We start from the raw sequence: 20,950 nt of genomic DNA, 5'->3' as shown, positions 1-20,950 counted from the left end.
GCCCGCCCCCTCGTTGCTTCCCAAGGATGTTGAGTTGGTGGTGCTTGCAGACGCCAGCAGAGCCAGGGGGCGAAGGCATGACAGCTGGCAACCTGCCTAGCGGAGGTCCAGGGGCCTGCGTCGCTGGTGGACGTCCACCAGCGACGCGGGCTTCCAGAACCCGTGCACGTCGTAGGTGTCGGTGCCGGGCGGCACGATCTCGTCGACGCGGTCCAGCACGTCGTCGGTCAGCACCAGGTCGGCGCCCTCCAGCAGCGACTCCAGCTGCTCCATCGTGCGCGGCCCGGTGATCGCCGAGGTCACGGCGGGGTGCGTCGTCACGAACGCGATCGCGAGCGCGGGCAGCGTCACGCCCATCTCGTCGGCGAGCTTCGCGAACTGCTCGACGGCGTCGAACTTCGCGGCGTTGCCCGGCAGCGACTCGTCGAACCTGTCCGGCGTGAGCGTCGCGCGGAACGCCTCGGCCGCCGCGCCCCTGCGGTGCTTGCCCGACAGGAACCCGCTGGCCAGCGGCGACCACACCAGCACGCCCATGCCGAGCCGCTGGGCCGTGGGCAGCACCGAGCGCTCGACCCCGCGCGCCAGCAGCGAGTAGGGCGGCTGTTCGGTGCGGAACCGCAGGAAGCCGCGGTTCAGCGCCACGTGGTGGGCCTCGACGATCTCCTCCGCCGGGAACGTCGAGCACCCGAACGCGCGGATCTTGCCGTCCCGCACCAGGTCCGTGAGCACGGACAGCGTTTCCTCGACGTCGGTCGAGTAGTCCGGCCGGTGCACCTGGTACAGGTCGATCCAGTCGGTGCCGAGCCGGCGCAGGCTGTCCTCGACCGCGCGCATGATGTACCGCCGCGAGTTGCCGCTGCGGTTGCGGCCGTCGGTCAGCGGGAAGTGCACCTTCGTCGCCAGCACCACGTCGTCGCGGCGGCCGGCGAGCGCCTTGCCGACGATCTCCTCGGACTCCCCTGCCGAGTACATGTCGGCGGTGTCGACGAAGTTGATCCCCGCGTCCAGCGCGCGGTGGATGATCCGCACGCCCTCCCCGTGGTCGGCGTTGGCCACGTTCCCGAACATCATGGCGCCGAGGCAGTGGTGGCTGACCTCGATGCCCGTTCCCCCAAGTACGCGATAGCGCATCGTCATGAGCGAGAACGTACGAACTAGAGCCGCCTCTAGGTCAAGAACCTATGCTCGGGGCATGGGGATGAGCATCGGCGAGGTCGCCGAACACACCGGGCTGAGCGTGCACGCGCTCCGGTTCTACGAGAAGGAGGGCATCCTCGCCCACGAGGTCCACAGAGGACCGGGCGGTCGCCGGGTGTACACGCAGCAGGACGTGGACTGGCTGCGCATGTGCATCATGCTGCGGATGTCCGGAATGCCCGTCCCGGAGATCCGCCGCTACACCGAGCTGGTCCGCCAGGGCGACGGCAACGAGCTGCAGCGCCTCGACATCCTCAAGGAGCACCAGGACCGGGTCCGCGAGCAGATGGCGCGGCTGCAGGAGTGCCTGGACCTCATCACCTACAAGGTGGGCAAATACCAGGACTACGTCAATTCGATCGCATCGAGGGCAGTCGGCCAATAATGTCGATGCCATGCCAGTAGTGCTCTCGCTGAACGTCGCCTCGAAGACCGTCCCGGTCGACTACGCCCGCGCCGGCACCACCGGCATCGACAAGCGCCCGGTCGACGGACCGCTGCGGGTCGGCCCGGTCGGCCCCAAGGGTTCGGCCGGCAGCGGCGTGGCCGGTGACGAGATCGGCGACTGGACGGTTCACGGCGGCGCCCACCAGGCGGTGTACGGCTACGCCCGCGAGGACCTCGACTGGTGGCAGGCCGAGCTCGGCGTCGAGCTGGACAACGGCCAGTTCGGCGAGAACCTCACGACCCAGGGCATCGACCACACCCACGCGCGCGTCGGTGAACACTGGCGCGTCGGCACCGCGGTGCTGGAGGTCACCGGTCCGCGCGTGCCGTGCCGCACGTTCGCGACGTTCCTCGGCCAGCCCGGCTGGGTGAAGCGGTTCACGCAGGAGGCACGGCCCGGCGCCTACTTCCGCGTCCTCGAACCCGGCCTGGTCGCGCCCGGCGACGAGATCACCGTCGTGCACCGCCCCGGCCACGACGTCACGGTCGAGCTGTTCCTGCGCGCCATCACCACGGAGGCCGCCCTGCTGCCCAGCCTGCTGGAGGCGGGCGACGCGGTGCCGCCGGAGGTCCTCGAACTGGTGCACCGGCGGACGGTGATCGACCTGTCGCCGGAGATCGCGGCGAGCCGGGTGCCCTCGGACGGGTAGCTTCGAGATCATGACCGAACCAGGGTGGCCGCCTTCCCCGATCAAGACGGAACGGCTGGTGCTGCGCCAGTCCGAGGCACGTGACCGCGCGGCGTTCGTCGAGCTGTTCTCCTCACCCGAGGTCGGCACCCACATCGGCGGCTCGAAGCCGCGGGCCGAGGTCGAGGCCGCGGCCCCGGAGGTGCCGGGCCGCCGGTTCGGGTTCTTCGCCGTCGAGCTGGACGGCGAGACGATCGGGATGGTCACGTTCGACCGGCGGCTGCCCGACCAGCCGGGGCACTACCGGCCAGAAGGCGGCGAGCACCAGCTCGGCTACCTGTTCCTGCCCGCCTCGTGGGGCAACGGCTACGCCACCGAGGCGTGCGCGGCGGCACTGGGGTGGTTCGCCGCCGCGCTGCCCGGTGAGCCGCTGGTGCTCACGACCCGGGTGGCCAACGAGAGCTCGCTGCGGCTCGCGAAGCGGCTGGGGTTCACCGAGGTGGAGCGGTTCGACGCCTTCGGCGCCGAGCAGTGGTTCGGTGTGCTGGAGCCCGCTAGCTGACCGGGAACCGGCGCACCCAGCGCTTCTGCCACGGCGTCTCCACGGCACGGCGGTGGTAGTGGGCACGGGTCCACGCCACCGCCTCGTCCGCGGGCACCCCGGAGAGCACCGCCAGGCACGAGATCACGGTGCCGGTGCGGCCGACACCGCCGCTGCACGCCACCTCGACCCTGTCACCGGCCAGTGCGCGCCGGTGCAGCGCGCGGATGAACCCGATCGCCGCCGCGGGGTCGCGGGGCAGGCGGAAGTCAGGCCACTCGACCCAGTCGTGCTCCCACGGCAGGTCGACCGCGCGCGCCTGGAGGTAGAGGCCGTAGGCAGGGGCGGGCTCGACGAGCCTGCCGTCGCGCAGGCCGCGACCGGTCACCTCGGCGCCGTCCGGTAGCTGAACCGTCTTCACGAACTTCCCCCAATGGTGCTCGGCCGGCGTCACCGGACAGCAACACCACCGGCGCCGGGAGCTCAACGTCAGCTGGTCGGCGACGGCCGGCACGACGCCGGACGACACCATGAGCACCGCCGTGTATACCAGCAGCGTCCGCGCGCCCGGTGTGCACCGCCACCAGCCCCGCGCCAGGAGCTGCGCCGACGGCGTGTGCGCGGTGACCGCGTCTCACCGGCTCGCGCCCTCGGGCCACAGCACCGTGACCGGCACGCCCCGCGACCGCGCGTAGGCGACCACGTCCGCCGTGCCGCCAGGGCCGCGCCCCGGCAGCCCGTCCCACACCGCGAGCAGGGCGGCGGACTCCCCCAGCTCGTCCACCATCCGCTTGCCCGCCTCCATGTAGGCGGTCGGGTCGGGCGTCACGAACGGCAGCTGCACCACCCGGCCCGCCTCCGCGAGCAACCGGTCGTAGACGGGCCGGAACTCCTCCGGCAGCGACGCCCGGTACTCCACCGCGGGCAGCACGGCCACCAGTTCGCCGCCCACGTCCAGCACGGCCTGGGCGAACACCGCGTCCGCGCCGTCGGCCAGGCAGGACACCCCGACCACGTCGTCGTCCGCGGTCACGGCGGCCCGGATCATCCGGTCGACCTCCGCCTCCAGCTCGGCGGAGAGCCCCCGGTGCCCCGTGATGGCGAGCTGCGTCGTCATCCCTGCAGCATAGGTGTCCGAGCAGCACAGCGGGCCTTTCCGCGCAAGACCGGTCCCGGCTCACCCCTGCCCGGCCAGCACCGCGAGGTAGTGGACGTTGGTCATCACGCCGAGCACGTTGCCGAACGGGTCGACCACCGACGCCGTCACGAACCCCTCGCCGCGCACCCGCGGTTCGTCGTGCACCTCCGCCCCCAGCTCGAACAGCCGGTCCAGCGTCGCCCGCAGGTCGTCCACCGCCCAGTAGAGGACCGCCCCGGACGGCCCGTCCGACGGCGTGACCTCAAAACCGCGGTGCACCAGCCCCAGCTCCGCCTGGTGGTCGCCGATGCGGAACTCGACGTAGGCCAGCAGCCCGTCCGGTGTGCGGCGCTCGAAGTAGGCCTCGACGCCCAGCAGTTCGGTGTACCAGGCGCGCGCCTCCGCCAGGTCGTCGGCGTAGTAGGACACGGTCGACATGCCTCGCAACATCTCGTTCTCCTTCGCAGGTCCGACTTGCTGATGTCCTCCAGCTTCGGCTGTGAAGTGCTCATCTTCTGAGCACTTTGACCGGGAAGCTGTCGACATGCGCGCAGACCGGCTCGTGGCCATGTTGTTGCTGATGCAGGCCCGCGGCCGGGTGACCGCCGCGGAGCTCGCCGAGGAGCTGGAGGTCTCCACGGCCACCGCCCGGCGCGACCTGGAGGCGTTGTCCGCGGCCGGGGTGCCCGTGTACCCGCAGCCGGGCCGGGGCGGCGGCTGGTCGCTGGTCGGTGGCGCGCGCACGGACCTCAGCGGGCTCACCGCGGCCGAGGCGCAGGCGTTGTTCCTGGTCGCCGGACCGGCGGCGGCCGTCGCGCCGCAGGTGAGGTCGGCGCTGCGCAAGCTCGTCCGGGCGTTGCCGGGCACGTTCCGGGCCGACGCGCAGGCGGCAGCGGAGGCGGTCGTCGTCGACACCGCGGCCTGGGGCGAGCACACCGGCGAACGGCCGGCGCTGGTCACGGCGCTGCAGGAGGCCGTGGTGCGGCAGCGGAAGGTGCGGCTGACCTACGCGAAGCGCGGTGCCGGGACGAGCGAGCGCGTGGTCGACCCGTGGGGGCTCGTCGACAAGGACGGCACCTGGTACCTCGTGGCCGGGACGCCGGACGGTCAGCGCACGTTCCGGCTGGACCGGGTGCGGGAAGCGGCGCTGACCGACGAGCAGGCGAGCCGTCCCGCCGGCTTCGAGCTCGCCGGTGCCTGGGACTCGGTCGTAACGGAGGTGGAGCGCAGGCGGGCGGAGACCACGGCCGTGCTGGTGGTGCCGACGCGGTTCCTCGACGTCTTCCGGCACCAGCACGGCCGTCACTGCACGGTCGTGGCGGAGCTCGGCGACCGGACGCGGGTCGAGCTGACCGCGCCCCGGCCGCTCGACCTCGCGCGCAACGTCGCCGGCTGGGGCGGCCTGGTCACCGTCGAGTCGCCAGAGTCCGTCCGCGACCACCTGGCCGCCATCGGGGCGGAGCTGGTCAGCCGATACCCGCGTGCCGCTCCAGCCGGGCCAGCCGACTCATGATCATTTCCAGGACCTTCGCCGCGTCCGGCGTGCTCTGCTGCTGCTTCTTGAGGTGGACGATGCCCGCGAGCGCCGTCTGCACCGCGCGCCGGGTGGACTTGAGGTCGGCACCGCGGTCCCGCAGCACCTGACCGCCCGCCCCCTCCGGTTCGGCGACCAGACCGAGCAGCAGGTGTTCGCAACCCACGTAGTTGTGGCCCAGTGCGATCGCCTCGACGACGGCCAGCTCCAGCGCGTTCCCCGCGTCGGCCGCCAGCCCGGCAGGAGCGGCGCCCTCGGAGGCGGAGGTGTGGCGCAGGGTCGCGGGATCGATGTCGATGGCCTGCAGGACGTCCAGCGCGAGGTTCCCCCCTTCGCGCAGCAGTCCCTCCACCAGGTGTTCGCTGGTCACGCTCGGTTGTCCGCCCGCAGCCTCGACGGCGAGCCGGAGGGCGTCCTTGGCGCGCTGGGTGAAGCTCTCGATCCGGTCCGACCCTCTCACCAGGTCTTCGGGTTTCACCGCCCGGATGGCGGCTATGCGTTTGACGGAACCTTCGAGTGCACGCTGGCAGATCGCGGAAAGCGGGATGTTGAGGTCCTTGACGGCCTCGGCCAGGTCGTCCGGCAGGTACACGTTGACTTTAGGCATAACCCCATCTGTACCCCCAGTAGGGGTTACAGTCAATCGACATCGCGTCGCCCGTCACACTTGTAGGTGATCGAGGGGACAGGGAGAGCACACGTCGTGGAGGAGAACAAACGGCTCATCGGGAGCCGATACCGGTTGAGGACGAAAGTCGGCCAGGGCGCCATGGGTGTCGTGTGGCAGGCCTACGACGAGAACCTGCACCGCGTCGTCGCAGCCAAGGAGCTGCTCGTGCTGGCGGGACTCGACGACTCCAAGATCGACCGCGCCAAGCACCGGGCCATGCGCGAAGCGCGCCTGGCCGCCCGGCTGGAGCACCCGAACGCGATTCGCGTGTACGACGCCGTCGAGGACGACGGCCAGCCGTGGCTGATCATGGAGTACCTCCCCTCGCGCAGCCTCGCGGCGGTGATCGCCGAGCAGGGCACCCTGCCGCCGCGCGAGGTCGCCCGCATCGGCTGCTACACCGCCGCCGCTCTGGCCGCCGCGCACCGCAACGGCATCCAGCACCGCGACGTGAAGCCGGGCAACGTGCTGATCGGCGACCAGGAGGTCAAGATCACCGACTTCGGCGTCTCGCGCGCCACCGGTGACGACGGCACCGCCACCGCGACCGGCACGGTCGGCACTCCCGCGTTCTTCTCCCCCGAGATCGCCCGCGGCGAGGAAGCCGGTTTCCCGTCCGACGTCTTCTCCCTCGGCGCCACGCTCTACAACGCCGTGGAGGGCACGCCGCCGTTCGGCGCGGCCGACAACCACATCGCGATGCTGCACCGCGTGGCGAGCGGCTCGATCATGCCGCCCGCGAACGCCGGCCCGCTGCTCTCGCCGGTGCTGTTCCGCCTGCTGGCCACCGACCCGGAGCGCCGCCCCACGATGGAGGAGGCCGTGCACCTGCTGGCCGCCGTCGTGAACGAAACGCCGCAGGCGTCCGAGGCCACGGTCGTCATCCCGGCGACGGTGGAGCTGCCGGTCGAGGCGCAGCCGGAGGAGAAGGCCAAGCAGCAGAAGAAGGCGGGCGCCGCGGCGGCCGGTGCGGCGGCGGCCGGGCTCGTGGCCGGTGCGGCGCAGGCGGAGGCAGCGGGTCTGACGGCGCCGGGCAAGGCCGATGCCGAGCAGGAGAAGGCCGACGCGGACCAGGCAGGCGCTGACGAGGCCGGCGCTGGCGAGGCTGGCGCTGACGAGGCTGGCGCTGACGAGGCCGGGAAGGCCGGTGCGGAGGCGAGCGAGCCGGAGGCAGCGGTCGCCGCCGCGGCAGCCGGGGAGCCGGAAGCAGCCGCCGCCGTGGAGCTGCCGCCCGCGGACACCGCCGACGCGCCCCCCGCGGAGCCTGCCGCGCCCCCCGCGGAACCCGTTGCGGCACCGGAGAAGACCGCGGTCGCAGCGACCACGCCGGAGGCCGCTCAGCCCGAACCCGTGCAGCCCGAACCCGCGCAGCCCGAACCCGCGCAGCCCGTTCCGGCACCGGCACGGCCTGAGCCCGCCACCCCGGCCGCGCCCGTCCCGTCCGCCCAGGAGGAGGAACGCCGCAGGAACCCGCTCGCCCTCCTCGGCATCATCGTCCTGGTGATCGCGGTGGGTGTCGGCGCGTTCCTGCTGTGGCCGAAGGGGGACCGGGAGCAGGCGGGGAACGACCCGACCGGCTCGGCGAACCCGCCGGCGGCGAGCCAGTCCCAGCAGCAGCCGCAGCAGTCCCAGTCACAGCAGCCGACCACCACGGCAGCGGAGACCACGACCCCGCAGGAGACGACGACCACGCCGGTCGTCCCGCCGAACACCGCGACCCCGCCGCCCGCGACGACGCCGGGCACGGCGCAGGAAGCGCTGACGGCGTACTACGCGCTGATCCCCGGCAACCTCGAAGCCGGGTACGCGACGCTGACGGACAGGTTCAAGGCGACCAGGACGCCGACGTTCCAGGAATACCAGCAGTGGTGGGGCCAGTTCAGCAGCGTCGACCTGTCCGACTTCGCGCCGCAAGGCGACAACGTGGTGGCAGCGACGCTCACGTACCGCAAGGGCGGGGCGGTCACGACGACCGAGCGCAACACGTACACATTGGTGCAGGTGAACGGCAAGTGGATGATCGACAGTCAGTCGCCGTGACCAGGCGCGCACTCGTGACCGGTGCCTCCCGGGGCATCGGAGCGGCAATCGCCCACGCGCTCGCCGCCGACGGGCACCGGGTCGCCGTGCACTTCCGCAGCGACCCGGAGCAGGCCGCGGAGGTGGCCGCGGGCCTGCCCGGCGACGGCCACGTGACCGTGCGGGGCGACATCGCCGCGGGTGAGGCCGAGCAGGTCGTCACCGAGGCGGTCGAGCGGCTCGGCGGGCTCGACGTGCTGGTGAACAACGCGGGCGTGTACTTCCTGCACCCGATCACCGCGACGAGCTTCGCCGAGTGGCAGGACGCGTGGCGGCGCACGGTCGAGCTCAACCTGTACGGGCCGGCCGACCTGGCGTGGCACGCCGTGCGGCACCTGCCAGAGGGCGGGCGGATCATCAACGTGGGGTCGCGCGGCGCGTTCCGGGGCGAACCCGACGCGCCCGCCTACGGTGCGGCGAAGGCGGGGCTGCACGCCTTGACCCAGTCGCTGGCGCAGTCACTGGCACCGCAGGGGATCGCGGTGGCGGCGGTGGCGCCGGGGTTCGTGCGCACCGACATGGTCACGGACCTGCTGGCCGGGCCCGCCGGTGACGCCATCCGCGGGCAGAGCCCGTTCGGGCGGGTCGCGGAACCCGAGGAGGTCGCGGCGGCCGTCGCGTGGCTCGCGACCCCGGCCGCGACGTGGGCCAGCGGCACGGTCATCGACGTCAACGGGGCCTCGTACCTGCGCTGATCCCCTGCTGCCACGACCGGAACCAGTTCCGGTCGGCTGCCGACCTTCCCGGCAACCGGTCTAGACCACTACCGTCGCTGTGGGCGCTCGACGTTAGTGGAAGGCAACCCTGCACATGCGTTCACTCCGCTCTCGCCTCGGTTCGGCCTGCCTCGCGCTGGCCGCCGCCGCGGCGACCATCACGGTCACGGCGCCTGCCGCGCAAGCCGCCTACCCGGCCGGGTTCAAGAGCGTCGGCTACCTGCCGTCGTGGTCCGGCAGCGTCAGCTCCATCCAGTACGGCAAGCTGACGCACATCAACTACTCGTTCGTGCTGCCGAACTCGAACGGCACGCTCCAGGGCGTTCCCGACCCCGGCAAGCTGCAGCAGCTGGTGAGCCTCGGCCACCAGAACGGCGTGAAGGTCTCGATCGCGGTCGGTGGCTGGAACGACGGCAACGACGACAACTTCGAGGTCCTCGCCGCGAGCGCGAACGGCCGCACGACGTTCGTCAACGCGCTGGTCGGCCTGGTGAACCAGTACAACCTCGACGGCGTCGACATCGACTGGGAGTACCCGGACCCCGGCGCCGAGGGTGACAACTACACCCTGCTGATGCGCCAGCTCGGCGACGCGCTGCACAGCCGGGGCAAGCTGCTGACCGCGGCCGTCGTCTCCGAGGGCGGCACGGCCAACGGCGTGCAGCCCGCGGTGTTCGGCATCGTCGACTGGCTGAACATCATGGCCTACGACGGCGGCAACCCGCACGCGAACTACGACTGGTCGATCAACAGCGTCAACTTCTGGAAGGGCCGCGGCCTGCCCGCGAGCAAGGCAGTGCTGGGCGTGCCGTTCTACAGCCGGCCGACCTACATCGCTTACAAGGACCTGGTCGCGCAGGACCCGGCCAATGCCAACCGCGACAGCTACAACGGCAACTACTACAACGGCATCCCCACGATCAAGCGCAAGACGACGTGGGCGCTGTCGAACGCCGGCGGCATCATGAACTGGGAGCTGTCCCAGGACACGACCGGCAGCACCAGCCTGCTCAACGCGATCTGGGAGGCCGCGAGCGGTGGCACCCAGAACCCGCCCACCGGCGGCACGATCACCGGTTACGGCGGCAAGTGCGTGGACGTGGCGGGCGCGAGCTCGGCCAACGGCACGGCGGTGCAGCTGTACACGTGCAACGGCACCAACGCCCAGCAGTGGACCCGCACCGGTCAGACGCTGCGCGCACTGGGCAAGTGCCTCGACGCGTCGGGCACCGCCAACGGCGCCGTGACGCAGCTCTGGGACTGCACGGGCGCCGGCAACCAGCAGTGGACCGCCGAGTCGAACGGCCAGCTGCGCAACGCGGCCTCAGGGCGTTGTCTCGACGCCACCGGCCCCAGCTCGGCGGACGGCACCAGGCTCCAGCTCTGGGACTGCGCCGCCACCGCCAACCAGCGGTGGACGCTCAACGCCTGAGCCCTTCAGGAACTTGAGCCCGATGACGCAGGCGATGATCCCGGTGAGGAAGACGACCTTCCAGGCGGAGACGGCTTCCGCACCGGTGATCATCGCCCACGTCACGGTCAGCGCGGCACCGACCCCGACCCACACCGCGTACGCGGTGCCGACCGGAATCCGTTTCATCGCAACGGAAAGCCCCACCATGCTGAGCGTCGTGGCCACCGCGAAGACCACATAGGACTGTTCGGACAACGCGGTCGCCCACACCGCTTCGAGCACGGCGCTCACCAGCAGCACGGCCCAGTGCACTCAGCTCACCACCTTCAGCCCGGCGACGCAGCCGATCAACGCGGCCAGCAGCACCGCCTTGGCGACCCCGAGCTTCTCCTCACCCCGCGCGACCGCGACGAGGACCGTGAGCACGGCCCCCACCCCGACCCACACCGCGTAGGCGGTGCCGACGGGAATGCCCTGCATCGCCCACGCCAGCCCGGCGACGCTCAACGTCATCGCCACGGCGAACACGACCACCGGCCACGGCCGGCGAAACCCGCGCGACGCGGCGAGCGCCGTGGCCCACACGGCCTCCAGCACTCCTGACGCGACCAGCACCACCCAGTACATTAGTACGACCGTACCAGAAAAACTTCCGCTGGTTCGCCCCCGTCCCGCTCGGATGAGTAGCCGTACTCATGACAGGCCCGGTGTGACCCAGGACGCTGGACGGCATGACCACCAAGCCCGCTGGCACCCCCACCTCCAGCGCCTTCTACGTGCAGGCGGTCCTGTCCTTCGGCCTGTCGCTCACCGCCGTCGGCATCGGGGTCGTGTTCCTGCCGGTCGACGGCTGGGTGCGGGCGTTCCTGGGCATCGCGATGCTCTACACGGTCACGTCGGCGTTCACGCTGGCCAAGGTGATCAGGGACCGGCAGGAGGACACCTACATCGCGAGCCGCGTGGACCGCGCGCGGCTGGACAAGCTGCTGGCGGAACACGACCCGTTCAAGCTGGACGCGGCCTGACCGCCGCTGAAACGACTGAACATCGGCAGGCGATAGGACCACATGGCCTATGACCTGAGCGGGAGACTGGTGGTCGGCATCGCGTCGAGCGCGCTGTTCGACCTCAAGAAGTCCGATGCGGTGTTCAAGCGCAAAGGCGTCGAGGCCTACCGCGAGCACCAGCGGAAACGGCGTCACAAACCGCTCAAGCCCGGTGTCGCGTTCCCGTTCATCCGCCGGCTGCTGTCCTTGAACGACCTCGCCGGTCCCGACGGTCCCCCGGTGGAGGTCATCGTCCTGTCCCGCAACTCGCCGGACACGGGCATCCGCGTCATGCGCTCCATCGCCCACCACGGGCTGCCGATCACACGCGCGATCTTCAAGCAGGGCAGAGCGCCCTACGACTACATGTCCGCGCTGAACATGTCCCTCTTCCTGTCTGCGGAGAAGAGCGACGTCACCGCGGCGGTGGCGGAGGGCCTGGCAGCGGGACACGTCCTCAAGTCGGAGTTCCAGGACGACGACCACGACGAGCTCCGTATCGCGTTCGACTTCGACGGGGTGCTCGCCGACGACGACTCCGAGAAGGTGTACGCCGAAGCCGGTCTTCCGAGCTTCCAGGAGTACGAGGTCACCAGGGCGGTCAGTCCGCACCACCCAGGACCCCTGCACAACTTCATGGTCAACATCAACCGGATCCGGCTGCTGGAGGAAGAACGACGCGCGAAGGAGCCCGAGTACCGGGTCAGACTTCGCGTCGCGATCGTGACGGCGAGGAACGCCCCGGCACACGAACGTGCGTTGAACAGCCTGAACGAATGGGGCATCACCGCCGTCAACGACGCCTTCTTCTTGGGCGGCATCGAGAAGCGCAAGGTGCTCGATGCCGCCCAAGCCCCACGTCTTCTTCGACGACCAACGTCAGCACCGTGGGGCAGCCGGTCTCCGTCAACCGCGGGTTACTCCGCCACCTCGCCGAGCGGCCCCGGATCGGCGATGCCGAGCTGCCCGCACGCGTCCGCGGCGAACGAGAGCAGCTCGCTCATCGGCACAGGCGACCGCGTGGCCCCGGCGACGTCGGTCGCGCCCTCCCCGGACCACAGCGGCGGGTACGCGGTGATGCCTTCGCGCAGCCCGAGCGCCGCCACGTCCGCCTCCCACCCCGGCCAGAACATGCCCTCGTAGTACCGCTCCACCCCACCGTCGAGCATCCACATCAGCCACGCGCCGTGTCCGCCGTCGAAGGTCTCCCACTCCAGCGTGTCCGGCGCGAAGTACACGACCTGCCCCGGCTCCCCCGGCCGGCCGAACCGCCCGCAGTCCGCGCCGTTCAACGCGAACACGCCACCCAGCACGTCGTGGGCGAGCACCAGCCCGCCAGCGGGCGCCCACGACGGGTCCACGGTCTCGGGAAACCCGTTGACCTCTCCGAGGCTCGGCAACGCACCGCCCGAGCCGCCGTACACGCGCAACCACCCGTGGTGCAGCACCATACCGCCGGTGTTCAGCACCACCGCGCCCAGCAACGACCGCACGGTCACCTGCAGCTGCAGCAACACAGCCCGGCAGGCACCCGGTTCCGGTGGCAGCACCGCACACGACGCGGGAACCGCCTCCGCCACCACCGGCCAGCCGGGGTCGTCCACCTCGGTCAGCTCCGCGATGTCCCGCACGACCGCCCCCCAGAACGCAGAAGAGCCCCGGCGAGATCGCCGGGGCTCCTCCATCCAAGCACTAGCGGGCCAGACCGGCCTCCACGGCCTTGATGATCGCCGGCCGCAGCTCGGCAGCCGAGATGATCGCGTCCACGGACCCGACCTCCACCGCCCGCTGCACGCTGTGCACCCGGTCGAACTCCGCCGCCGTCTCGTTCAGCTTCTCGGTTCGCACCGACTGCCGCGTCGACGCCAGCTCGGCGGCCAGGGCCGCGCGTTCAGCACCGGAGGCCTCCGCGACCGCCGTCTCCAGCTTCTTCACCCGCGGGTCGTTGGCCGTGCGGCCGTCGACGTCACGGGCGAACACGACCGCGGCCGCCGGTGCGCCACCGATGACCGAGGCGTACGAGCCCTCGACGGCGAGCACGGTCATGGACGGGTTCAGGGCCTTCGAGAAGACCACGAACGCGCCGCCGTGGTAGCGGGAGATCACGCAGAACACGATCGGGCCGCGGAAGTTCACGATCGCGCGGCCGATCTCGGCGCCGTACTCCAGCTGCAGCAGGCGCATCGACTCGGGTGAGCCGTCGAAGCCGGACAGGTTCGCCAGCACCACCAGCGGGCGGTTGCCCGAGGCCGCGTTGATCGCGCGGGCCGCCTTCTTCGACGACTTCGGGAACAGCGTGCCCGCGGTGTAGGTGTCCGGGCCGTCGGTGGGCGGGAAACCGGCGCGGGCCACGCCGCGGGACTCGATGCCCAGCAGCGTCACCGGGATGCCGCCCAGGTGCACGTCCTGCACCACGGCGGTGTCCGCGTCGGCCATGCCCGCCCAGCGCTCCAGGACGACGTGGTCCTGGTCCGACAACGCGCGCATCACCGTGCGGATGTCGAACGGCTTCTTGCGGTCCGGGTTCGCCTCGGCCGAGAAGATCTCCCCGACCGTCGTGAACGGGCTGTCGCCCGCCACGTGCGGGTACGACGAGACGTCGCGCGCCACCGGGTCCGAAGTGGACACCCGGCGCGGGCCCGGCTCGCCCGGCACCACGTAGGTGTGCTCGTAGTGCGCCAGCAGCACGGCGAACGCCGCCCGCAGGTTCGGGGCCCAGTACTGCGCCTGGCCGTTCGGGCCCATGACGCGGTCGTAGCCGCCGATGCCGTAGTTGTCCTCCGCCGACACGCCGCCGGAGAAGTCCAGCGCCTGCTTGCCGGTCAGCACCATCGCCGAGTCCGGCGTCATGACCAGGATGCCCTTGGTGTGCATGAGCATCGTGGCTTCGGCGTTCCAGTACGGCTGGGCGCCGACGTTGATGCCGTTGACGACGATGTTGATCTCGCCGCCGTCCTGGGTGAACTCGACGATGCGCTTGAGCGCCGCCGCGACCCAGTCCATGTTCTCGACACCGGACGACATCGAGATCTTCGCGCCCGACGAGAGCGAGAACCACTCCAGCGGCACTGACAGCGACGACGCCAGGTCCAGGGCGTGGATCACCCGCGAGCACTCGGGTTCGGCGAGCGCGCCCAGCGACTTGGTCGGGTCGCCCAGCAGCACCACGCGCTTCATGCCCTCGGGGTAGGCCGGGGTCGGGGTGGTCACCACGCCGACGACGATGCCCGCCCTGTTGCCGCCGCGCGGGCGGTCGACCGGCACCAGCGCGCCGTCGACGAGGTCGTGCTCCACGAACGAACCGCCCTCGCCCGCGAGCATGTCGCACAGCTCGTACGGGTAGATCGTGCCGCGCGACTGGGCGCGCAGGACGTTCTGGCGGTAGTCGTCGAGCGGCTGGATCGCGTCGGTCGGCGGCTGCACGAACGAGAACCGCACGCCCGAGCCCGCGTCGGTGGCGATGCGGACGCCGATGTCGGTGAGCTCACCGGTCTCGCTGTCCTTGCGCCGCGCCAGGAACAGGACCTCCTCCAGGTCCAGGCCCGTGGTCGTGGGCAGCACGCGGGACGCGATCGCGTCCAGGTCCGCCGAGTGCAGGTTGGTCGGCGGCCACGCGTAGAGCACCACGCGGTTGGTCGCGAGGCGGGTGCGGCCACCGGCCTGCGCACGGGCCCGGCGGATGCCGTCCAGGCACGTCGCCAGCACGTCCTCGGCCGCGGGCAGCGCCACGATCCGGCCCTCGTCGTCGCGCAGCGGCGTCAGGTCGCGGACCTGGCCCAGCGCGACGAGGCGCTCGTCGGACTTGTTCGTCTTCGCCACCGCGCGGAACAGGTAGACGTCCTCGTCCACCGACGGCAGGCGGGTGAGGTCGAACTCGCGCAGGCGTTCCAGCTGCATGCGTTCGGCGATGCGCGGGTGCAGCCCGCGCACCAGCCTCTCCTCCGCGAACCCGTTCGAGGACGGGCGGAACGTGAAGTGGTGGTGCATCGACTCACCGCGGCGGCCGGCCACGGTGGTGGTGATGCGGGTGATCGTCGGCGGCAGCTGGTGCGCGGCCACCGCGGCACCCAGACCGGCGGCCAGCTCGTCCTGTTCGGACGGACCGTCGGGCCAGTTGACGTAGAGGTCGGCCACGACCGGGTTGCCGTCGGCGTGCTTGACGATGTCGCCGATCGCGTCCACCAGCGACGAGAACTCGACGGCGGTGCTGACCAGGCGGGTCTGCTCCGGCTCGTTCTCGGCGAGGAAGAACGCGCCGTCCACGCGCGGGTTCTCCAGCGCCTTCTTGGTGTAGTAGCGGCGGGCCAGCACCTCCAGCAGCGGGGTGTTGTCCGCGCCGGGCTTGCCGATGCGCTGGCCGAGCAGGCGCACCAGCGGTTCGGCCGACGCGACCATCGCGGCGATCCGGTCCTCGCGGTCGGCGGCCTGCGGCTGCGCGTCGAGGTGGATCAGGTGCCTGCGGACCTCGGTGTGCACGCGGGCGCGGTTGCGGCGCACCAGCGGCTGCGCGAACCAGGTGAACACGACGCTGCGGGCGAGGTCGGCCACCTGCGGGTAGCGGACCTGGGTCGCGGCGACGATGTGCTCCAGAACCAGGCCGACCCGCACCCGCTCCGACTCGACCGGCGGCGCCTCCTCCACCCAGCGGCGCAGCAGGGTCGTCGCGACGGCGGCGTCGAACACACCCCGGCGCAGCGCGACGAAGATGCGGAACACCGCCTGCTCCAGCTCCGGCGTGCGGTCGAGCTCGGTGATGCCGTAGTGGCTCAGCACGTGCTGCAACCGCTCGCGGAACGTCGCCGGCAGCGCGGCGCGGTCGGCGTCGAGCGTCTTGAGGTAGGTGTGGAAGTGCTCGCGCGGCGAGTGGATGTGGTTCTCCGGCTTGGTCTCCTCGCCGGCCGGGCGGTTGCGCGACAGGTCGCACAGGTCGGCGAAGATGCTGAGCAGCTGCGCCTCCGCGACCAGTGGCCGCTCCGCCAGGTCCTCCCGCGCGCTCATGTAGCCCGCCAGCACCCGCTCGGTGTCCGCGGCGGTGGTGTCGAAGCCCAGCAGCAGGCTGCGCAGGTCGTCGAGGCCCCGTGCGGCGAGCTGCTCGGCCGGGACGCCGGTCTGCGGCGCGGGCATCTCCAGCTCGACCGCGGACTCCGGCTTCTGCACCTGCACGGCGCCCGCGTCGTCCTCGACCTCCTCCAGCTTGAGCAGCGCGCCACCGGCGGGCACCTGGGTGCCGACGACGACGTTCAGCTCCTTGAGCCGGGCGCGGAACGGCGCGCGCAGCACCGTCTCCATCTTCATCGCCTCGAGGACCAGCACCGGAGCGCCGGCCTCGACCTCGGCACCGACCTCCAGCGGCGTGGCGACGACCAGCGCGGGCATCGGCGAGCGCAGCACACCGCCCTCGTCGCGGGTGACGCGGTGGGTGACGCCGTCGACCTCGACCTGGTGCACCACACCGGACGTGCCGGTGACGACGCGGAACCGGGTGCCGTTGACGGTGATCTGGCCGACGTGGTGGTCGAAGCGCTCGACGTCGACGTCGGCGGACAGCACGACGTCGGAGTCGGCCGCGGACACGCCGACGCGGTACCTGGTGGCGCCGGCGCGGGCCACGGTCACGACGTAGGGCTGGCCGCGCAGCACGAACTCCAGCTTGCGCGCGCCCTCGTGGTTGGTACGCGGCTGGCCGCCGTGCGCGGAGGCGAGCAGCTCGGTGCGGTTGATCTGCTCCTCGTCCTCGTACACCTCGATGGCCGCGGCGGCCAGCGCGATGGCGGAGTGGCGGTGCGAGATCAGGCCGCCCTCGGAGCGGACCCGGTCGATCCACGACGTGTCGGCGGAGCCGTCGACCACGGCGGGCTCGTCGAGCAGGTCGAGCACGAAGCTCTTGTTGGTCGTGCCGCCCTCGATGATGACCGTGGTCTCGGCCATGGCGCGGCGCAGCTTGCCGAGCGCCTCGTCGCGGTCGCGGCCGTACGCGATGATCTTCGCGATCATCGAGTCGAAGTCGGCGGGGATCTGCGAGCCCTCGGCGACACCGGTGTCCACGCGGATGCCGGGACCGGCGGGCAGTTCGAGGCGGACGATCCGGCCGGGGCACGGCGCGAAGTCGCGGTCGGGGTCCTCGGCGTTGAGGCGGGCCTCGACGGCGTGGCCGAGCTCGGCGGGCTTGGCGCCTTCGAGCCTGCCGCCGCCCGCCACGTGCAGCTGGGCCTTGACCAGGTCGAAGCCCGTGGTGATCTCGGTGATCGGGTGCTCGACCTGCAGGCGGGTGTTGACCTCCAGGAACGCGAAGAGCTTCTCACCGGGGTGGTAGAGGAACTCGACGGTGCACGCGCCGCGGTAGCCGACGGCGTTCGCGAGCCGCTCGGCCGAGGCCTTGAGCTCGTCGACCTGCTCCGGCGCGAGCACGCAGGAGGCCGACTCCTCGATGATCTTCTGGTTGCGCCGCTGCACCGAGCAGTCGCGGACGCCCAGCGCCCACGCCGTGCCCTGGCCGTCGGCGATGACCTGCACCTCGACGTGCCGGGCGCCGGTGACCAGGCGCTCCAGGAACATCACGCCGGAGCCGAACGCACGTTCGGCCTCCATGCTGGTGCGGTCGAAGTTCTCCTCCAGCTCCTCCGGCGAGGTGATCTTGCGGATGCCGCGGCCACCACCACCCGCGGTCGCCTTCAGCATCAGCGGGTAGGTGACCTCCTCGGCCACCTTCAGGGCGTGTTCGAGGTTCTCGACGGCACCGCGCGACCACGGTGCGACCGGGACCCCGACCTCCTCGGCGATCAGCTTGGAGCCGATCTTGTCGCCCAGCTTGCGCATGGCATCGGCTGACGGACCGACGAAGGTGACCCCGACCTTCTCGCACAGCTCGGCGAACTCGGGGATCTCGGCGACGAAGCCCCAGCCGACCCACGCGGCATCGGCCCCGGTCTCGACGAGCGCCTTCTCCAGCACCCCGAGGTCGAGGTACGGACGATCGGCCGCCAGGCCGAGGTTGTGGGCGAGGTCGGCTTCCCTCACGAAGGGCGCCGACTTGTCGACATCGGTGTACAGGGCAACGGTCTCGATCCGTTCCCCTGACTCGGCGGCGAGCTCACGGACGGCGTGGATCAGCCGCATAGCGGCTTCCCCGCGGTTGACGATCGCTACACGACTGAACAACGACTTCTCTCCTCGCGGACAGACAACCTCAGCGGCAGTCGCCGCCCAATCGATGTACACACTCTCGTCTACTACCCGGTAACAAAACCGCTGGAGCGAAGCGAGTTGAGCAGCGTGCTTTGTATGAAACCAACAAGGCACCAGGTCCTCAGCACAGCTTCACTTGAGCCCCGTGTCTCAATTCACGACCGCGCCCGCCAGCGGCGGCGTGATGACGGTCACAGTCCGCGGTGGAGTGATCGCCCAGGAGCCACCCGGCGCTCCGCACCTGTGGGGACGGAGGTGCCGCACGAGTTCGTTCCGGCGGTGGCGGGGTAGTCAGGCACATGAAACCTGTGCAAACGGCAGCCAGGGTCGTCGGCGGGGCGTTCCTGCTCGTCGGCGTCCTCGGGTTCATCCCCGGCATCACCAGCCACTACGACCAGCTGACCTTCGCCGGCCACCACTCGGGCGCGCTCCTGTTCGGGCTGTTCGCCGTGTCCGTGCTGCACAACCTGGTGCACCTGGCGTTCGGGATCATCGGCCTGCTGATGGCGAGGACGGCGGGTGCCGCCCGGTTGTTCCTGGTGGTCGGCGGCGGGATCTACGTCCTGCTGTGGGTCTACGGCTCCGCGGTCGGCGAGCAGACCCGCGCGAACGTCCTGCCCGTCAACACCGCCGACAACTGGCTGCACCTCGGCCTCGGTGCCGCGATGGTCCTGCTGGCCATCGGTCTCACCATCGGGGAACGGGCCCGCGGCGACTACACCTCCGCGGGCCACACACCCACCAGCTAGTTCGCGACGGCGATGGCGATGTTCAGGGCCGCCGCGAAGCTGACCCACGCCAGGTAGGGCACCAGCAGCAGCGCGGCGGCCCTGCTGCGCGACCAGAACACGACGACGAGAGCGGCGATCGACAGCCACAGCAGCGCGATCTCCACCACCGCCACCGCGTACCAGCCGAGCGCGAAGAACAACGGCGTCCACAGTGCGTTCAGCACCAGCTGCACGCCGAACAGGGTCAGCTCGCCGCGACCGGCACCGGCGCGCCACGCCAGCCAGCCCGACAGCGCGATCAGCCCGTAGAGCACCGTCCACACCGGACCGAAGAGCCACGGCGGCGGCGCCCACGACGGCCGTTGCAGGGCCTGGTAGTCCGCTCCCGCCGACACGGAGAACAGCGAGCCGACGACGGCGGTCACCACGACCGCGGCGACGAACACGAGCAGCACGCGCACGGGGTGGTGGCGCACGGGCAGAGCGGTCATCAACAACTCCCCACAGGCAGGGCGCGGACGATGGCGAGCACGGTCGCGCGGCTCGGGGCCGCCCGTTCCGCGGCGCCGAGCAGCGACACCTCGTCGGCCAGCACCGCGCGCCGGATCTCGGCGCCCTTGCCGGGTACCTCCCGCAGCAGCGCCTCAACCAGGCGCGACCGCAGGGCCCGCCCGGCTTCGTCGTCGGAGGGCAACGCGCGCCAGTGGGCGCGCACGACCCGTTCGGCGACGGCCTCGTCACCCGCCGCCCACAGCAGACGGATCATGCGATCGGCGAGGCTCACGCCGACCAGACTAGATTCGATTCAAAATCGTTTCAACCGCGGCGGCCAGCGTGTCGACCCGCTGAACGCCCGGCGGAAGCGTCATCGAGGCCCACCCCGGCCCGCCGACCAGCACCGGCACCGCCGAGAGCTCGGCCAGGGGTACCTGCTCGGCATACACCCGATCGTGTGCCCACACGAAGACGACCCGCGGCTTCAGCACCTCCACCGCGCTCGTCAACGCGTCCCCCGGCACCCGCGCCCCCAGGTTGCGCGCCGCGTGCCCGTGCTCCGCGAGCGCCGCCGCCAGCACGTCCAGCGGCAGGCTGTGCTGCTCGTCCGGCGCGCACGCCAGCAGGGCCGACGGCGCACCGGCGACCGCGGACGCCCGCAGCACGTCACCGATGCTCGCGCTCGCGAAGTGCTCGACCTCGACCCCCGACGCCGAAGCCGTGACCCGCTCCCCCAGCTCCACCAGGAACGGCGCCAGCACCACGTCCCACGCGTGCACCACGCCGTGCCGGGCGATGAGGTCGACCGCGACGCGGCGCATCTCCACGGCGTCGAGCCTGGTCGCGGCACCCTCGAAGTCCAGGTCGTCCGACGTCGCCGGCACCACGGTCGCCGCGGCAGAGGCCGGCGCGACACCGGACGTGGTCAGCTCGACCATCCGCCGCAGCCGTGCCACGTCGTTCTCGCTGTACCGGCGGTGCTTGCCCTCCGCCCGCGTGCTCGGACCGAGCCCGTACCGGCGGTCCCAGGTGCGCAGGGTCGTCGGCGAGACGCCGAGCATCCGGGCCACCGCGCCCGCACTCCACTCCACCACTCACCCCACGTCCCGTCGCATCGGTTCTGAATCG

Annotated in this window: 21 protein-coding genes and 1 pseudogene; 10 read left to right on the top strand and 12 right to left on the bottom strand. The window is 71.3% G+C overall.

Annotated features, from left to right (window positions below):
* Nucleotides 1-96 precede the first annotated feature (96 nt).
* Nucleotides 97-1,131: an aldo/keto reductase gene (locus ACZ7CH_RS09280; RefSeq protein WP_458434375.1), complete on the bottom strand. Its 1,035-nt coding sequence runs from the start codon at nucleotides 1,129-1,131 to the stop codon at nucleotides 97-99.
* A 61-nt stretch (nucleotides 1,132-1,192) separates the two neighbouring features.
* On the opposite strand from ACZ7CH_RS09280, the gene ACZ7CH_RS09275 reads away from it, so the two are divergent.
* Genes ACZ7CH_RS09275 through ACZ7CH_RS09265 form a run of 3 tightly spaced genes read left to right on the top strand, consistent with a single transcriptional unit; the run spans nucleotide 1,193 to nucleotide 2,835 of the window.
* Nucleotides 1,193-1,582 carry a MerR family transcriptional regulator gene (locus tag ACZ7CH_RS09275; protein ID WP_360393727.1) on the top strand — a complete coding sequence of 130 codons (390 nt, stop codon included), beginning with the start codon at nucleotides 1,193-1,195 and terminating at the stop codon, nucleotides 1,580-1,582.
* 10 nt (nucleotides 1,583-1,592) lie between these two features.
* The gene (locus ACZ7CH_RS09270; protein ID WP_360393724.1) at nucleotides 1,593-2,294 is read left to right on the top strand and encodes an MOSC domain-containing protein; all 702 of its coding nucleotides are present in this window, start codon (nucleotides 1,593-1,595) and stop codon (nucleotides 2,292-2,294) included.
* 10 nt (nucleotides 2,295-2,304) lie between these two features.
* The gene (locus ACZ7CH_RS09265) at nucleotides 2,305-2,835 is read left to right on the top strand and encodes a GNAT family N-acetyltransferase (RefSeq protein WP_360393721.1); all 531 of its coding nucleotides are present in this window, start codon (nucleotides 2,305-2,307) and stop codon (nucleotides 2,833-2,835) included.
* On the opposite strand, the gene ACZ7CH_RS09260 is transcribed toward ACZ7CH_RS09265, so the two are convergent.
* The 3 genes from ACZ7CH_RS09260 to ACZ7CH_RS09250 all read right to left on the bottom strand — a co-directional run bounded on the left by ACZ7CH_RS09260 (nucleotide 2,828) and on the right by ACZ7CH_RS09250 (nucleotide 4,402).
* The gene (locus ACZ7CH_RS09260; protein ID WP_360393718.1) at nucleotides 2,828-3,235 is read right to left on the bottom strand and encodes a protein-tyrosine phosphatase family protein; all 408 of its coding nucleotides are present in this window, start codon (nucleotides 3,233-3,235) and stop codon (nucleotides 2,828-2,830) included. The genes ACZ7CH_RS09265 and ACZ7CH_RS09260 overlap by 8 nt on opposite strands.
* Nucleotides 3,236-3,448: 213 nt before the next feature.
* The gene (locus ACZ7CH_RS09255) at nucleotides 3,449-3,931 is read right to left on the bottom strand and encodes a hypothetical protein (protein ID WP_360393715.1); all 483 of its coding nucleotides are present in this window, start codon (nucleotides 3,929-3,931) and stop codon (nucleotides 3,449-3,451) included.
* Nucleotides 3,932-3,991: 60 nt separating this feature from the next.
* Complete coding sequence (locus tag ACZ7CH_RS09250; RefSeq protein ID WP_360393712.1) at nucleotides 3,992-4,402, bottom strand: VOC family protein; 411 nt, start codon at nucleotides 4,400-4,402, stop codon at nucleotides 3,992-3,994.
* Nucleotides 4,403-4,496: 94 nt separating this feature from the next.
* Here ACZ7CH_RS09250 and ACZ7CH_RS09245 point away from each other — a divergent pair, with 94 nt between their 5' ends.
* Nucleotides 4,497-5,465: a helix-turn-helix transcriptional regulator gene (locus ACZ7CH_RS09245; RefSeq protein WP_470373527.1), complete on the top strand. Its 969-nt coding sequence runs from the start codon at nucleotides 4,497-4,499 to the stop codon at nucleotides 5,463-5,465.
* Here ACZ7CH_RS09245 and ACZ7CH_RS09240 read toward each other — a convergent pair.
* Nucleotides 5,419-6,093 (bottom strand): Clp protease N-terminal domain-containing protein, encoded by a 675-nt coding sequence (locus ACZ7CH_RS09240; RefSeq protein WP_470373526.1) that lies wholly within the window; start codon nucleotides 6,091-6,093, stop codon nucleotides 5,419-5,421. The genes ACZ7CH_RS09245 and ACZ7CH_RS09240 overlap by 47 nt on opposite strands.
* A 135-nt stretch (nucleotides 6,094-6,228) precedes the next feature.
* Here ACZ7CH_RS09240 and ACZ7CH_RS09235 point away from each other — a divergent pair, with 135 nt between their 5' ends.
* From ACZ7CH_RS09235 to ACZ7CH_RS09225, 3 genes are all read left to right on the top strand, one after another.
* On the top strand, nucleotides 6,229-8,196 hold the full coding sequence (locus tag ACZ7CH_RS09235) for a serine/threonine-protein kinase (RefSeq protein ID WP_470373525.1): 1,968 nt from the start codon (nucleotides 6,229-6,231) through the stop codon (nucleotides 8,194-8,196).
* Complete coding sequence (locus ACZ7CH_RS09230) at nucleotides 8,193-8,930, top strand: SDR family NAD(P)-dependent oxidoreductase (RefSeq protein ID WP_360393700.1); 738 nt, start codon at nucleotides 8,193-8,195, stop codon at nucleotides 8,928-8,930. Before ACZ7CH_RS09235 ends, ACZ7CH_RS09230 begins: the two co-directional genes overlap by 4 nt.
* 115 nt (nucleotides 8,931-9,045) lie before the next feature.
* Nucleotides 9,046-10,383, top strand: a complete 1,338-nt coding sequence (locus tag ACZ7CH_RS09225; RefSeq protein ID WP_360393697.1) for a glycosyl hydrolase family 18 protein — start codon at nucleotides 9,046-9,048, stop codon at nucleotides 10,381-10,383.
* Here the strand turns inward: ACZ7CH_RS09225 and ACZ7CH_RS09220 are convergent.
* Nucleotides 10,276-10,635 carry a DMT family transporter gene (locus ACZ7CH_RS09220; protein WP_360393748.1) on the bottom strand — a complete coding sequence of 120 codons (360 nt, stop codon included), beginning with the start codon at nucleotides 10,633-10,635 and terminating at the stop codon, nucleotides 10,276-10,278. The genes ACZ7CH_RS09225 and ACZ7CH_RS09220 overlap by 108 nt on opposite strands.
* A gap of 42 nt (nucleotides 10,636-10,677) precedes the next feature.
* Nucleotides 10,678-10,992 (bottom strand): DMT family transporter, encoded by a 315-nt coding sequence (locus ACZ7CH_RS09215; protein ID WP_360393694.1) that lies wholly within the window; start codon nucleotides 10,990-10,992, stop codon nucleotides 10,678-10,680.
* Between the two features lie 104 nt (nucleotides 10,993-11,096).
* Between ACZ7CH_RS09215 and ACZ7CH_RS09210 the strand changes: the two genes are divergently transcribed.
* Entirely contained in the window at nucleotides 11,097-11,390 is a 294-nt protein-coding gene (locus ACZ7CH_RS09210; protein WP_470373524.1) for a YiaA/YiaB family inner membrane protein, read from the top strand.
* Between the two features lie 42 nt (nucleotides 11,391-11,432).
* Nucleotides 11,433-12,254, top strand: a pseudogene (locus ACZ7CH_RS09205) (5'-nucleotidase); the annotation flags it as partial.
* Between the two features lie 74 nt (nucleotides 12,255-12,328).
* On the opposite strand, the gene ACZ7CH_RS09200 reads toward ACZ7CH_RS09205, so the two are convergent.
* Nucleotides 12,329-13,042, bottom strand: a complete 714-nt coding sequence (locus tag ACZ7CH_RS09200; RefSeq protein WP_470373523.1) for a DUF2625 family protein — start codon at nucleotides 13,040-13,042, stop codon at nucleotides 12,329-12,331.
* A gap of 61 nt (nucleotides 13,043-13,103) precedes the next feature.
* Nucleotides 13,104-18,569 (bottom strand): ATP-binding protein, encoded by a 5,466-nt coding sequence (locus ACZ7CH_RS09195; protein WP_470373522.1) that lies wholly within the window; start codon nucleotides 18,567-18,569, stop codon nucleotides 13,104-13,106.
* A 326-nt stretch (nucleotides 18,570-18,895) separates the two neighbouring features.
* Here ACZ7CH_RS09195 and ACZ7CH_RS09190 point away from each other — a divergent pair, with 326 nt between their 5' ends.
* Entirely contained in the window at nucleotides 18,896-19,345 is a 450-nt protein-coding gene (locus ACZ7CH_RS09190; protein WP_360393682.1) for a DUF4383 domain-containing protein, read from the top strand.
* Here ACZ7CH_RS09190 and ACZ7CH_RS09185 read toward each other — a convergent pair.
* Genes ACZ7CH_RS09185 through ACZ7CH_RS09175 form a run of 3 tightly spaced genes read right to left on the bottom strand, consistent with a single transcriptional unit; the run spans nucleotide 19,342 to nucleotide 20,916 of the window.
* Nucleotides 19,342-19,818 carry a TspO/MBR family protein gene (locus ACZ7CH_RS09185; RefSeq protein WP_458431637.1) on the bottom strand — a complete coding sequence of 159 codons (477 nt, stop codon included), beginning with the start codon at nucleotides 19,816-19,818 and terminating at the stop codon, nucleotides 19,342-19,344. The genes ACZ7CH_RS09190 and ACZ7CH_RS09185 overlap by 4 nt on opposite strands.
* On the bottom strand, nucleotides 19,818-20,111 hold the full coding sequence (locus tag ACZ7CH_RS09180) for a hypothetical protein (RefSeq protein ID WP_360393676.1): 294 nt from the start codon (nucleotides 20,109-20,111) through the stop codon (nucleotides 19,818-19,820). Before ACZ7CH_RS09180 ends, ACZ7CH_RS09185 begins: the two co-directional genes overlap by 1 nt.
* A gap of 10 nt (nucleotides 20,112-20,121) precedes the next feature.
* Nucleotides 20,122-20,916, bottom strand: coding sequence for a MerR family transcriptional regulator (locus ACZ7CH_RS09175; RefSeq protein ID WP_470370303.1), 795 nt, complete (start codon nucleotides 20,914-20,916; stop codon nucleotides 20,122-20,124).
* Nucleotides 20,917-20,950: the final 34 nt, after the last annotated feature.

This window comes from Lentzea sp. NPDC037011, from assembly GCF_055607425.1.
Note: the sequence above shows the minus strand (reverse complement) of the source record. Positions and strands in the feature narration are given on the sequence as shown.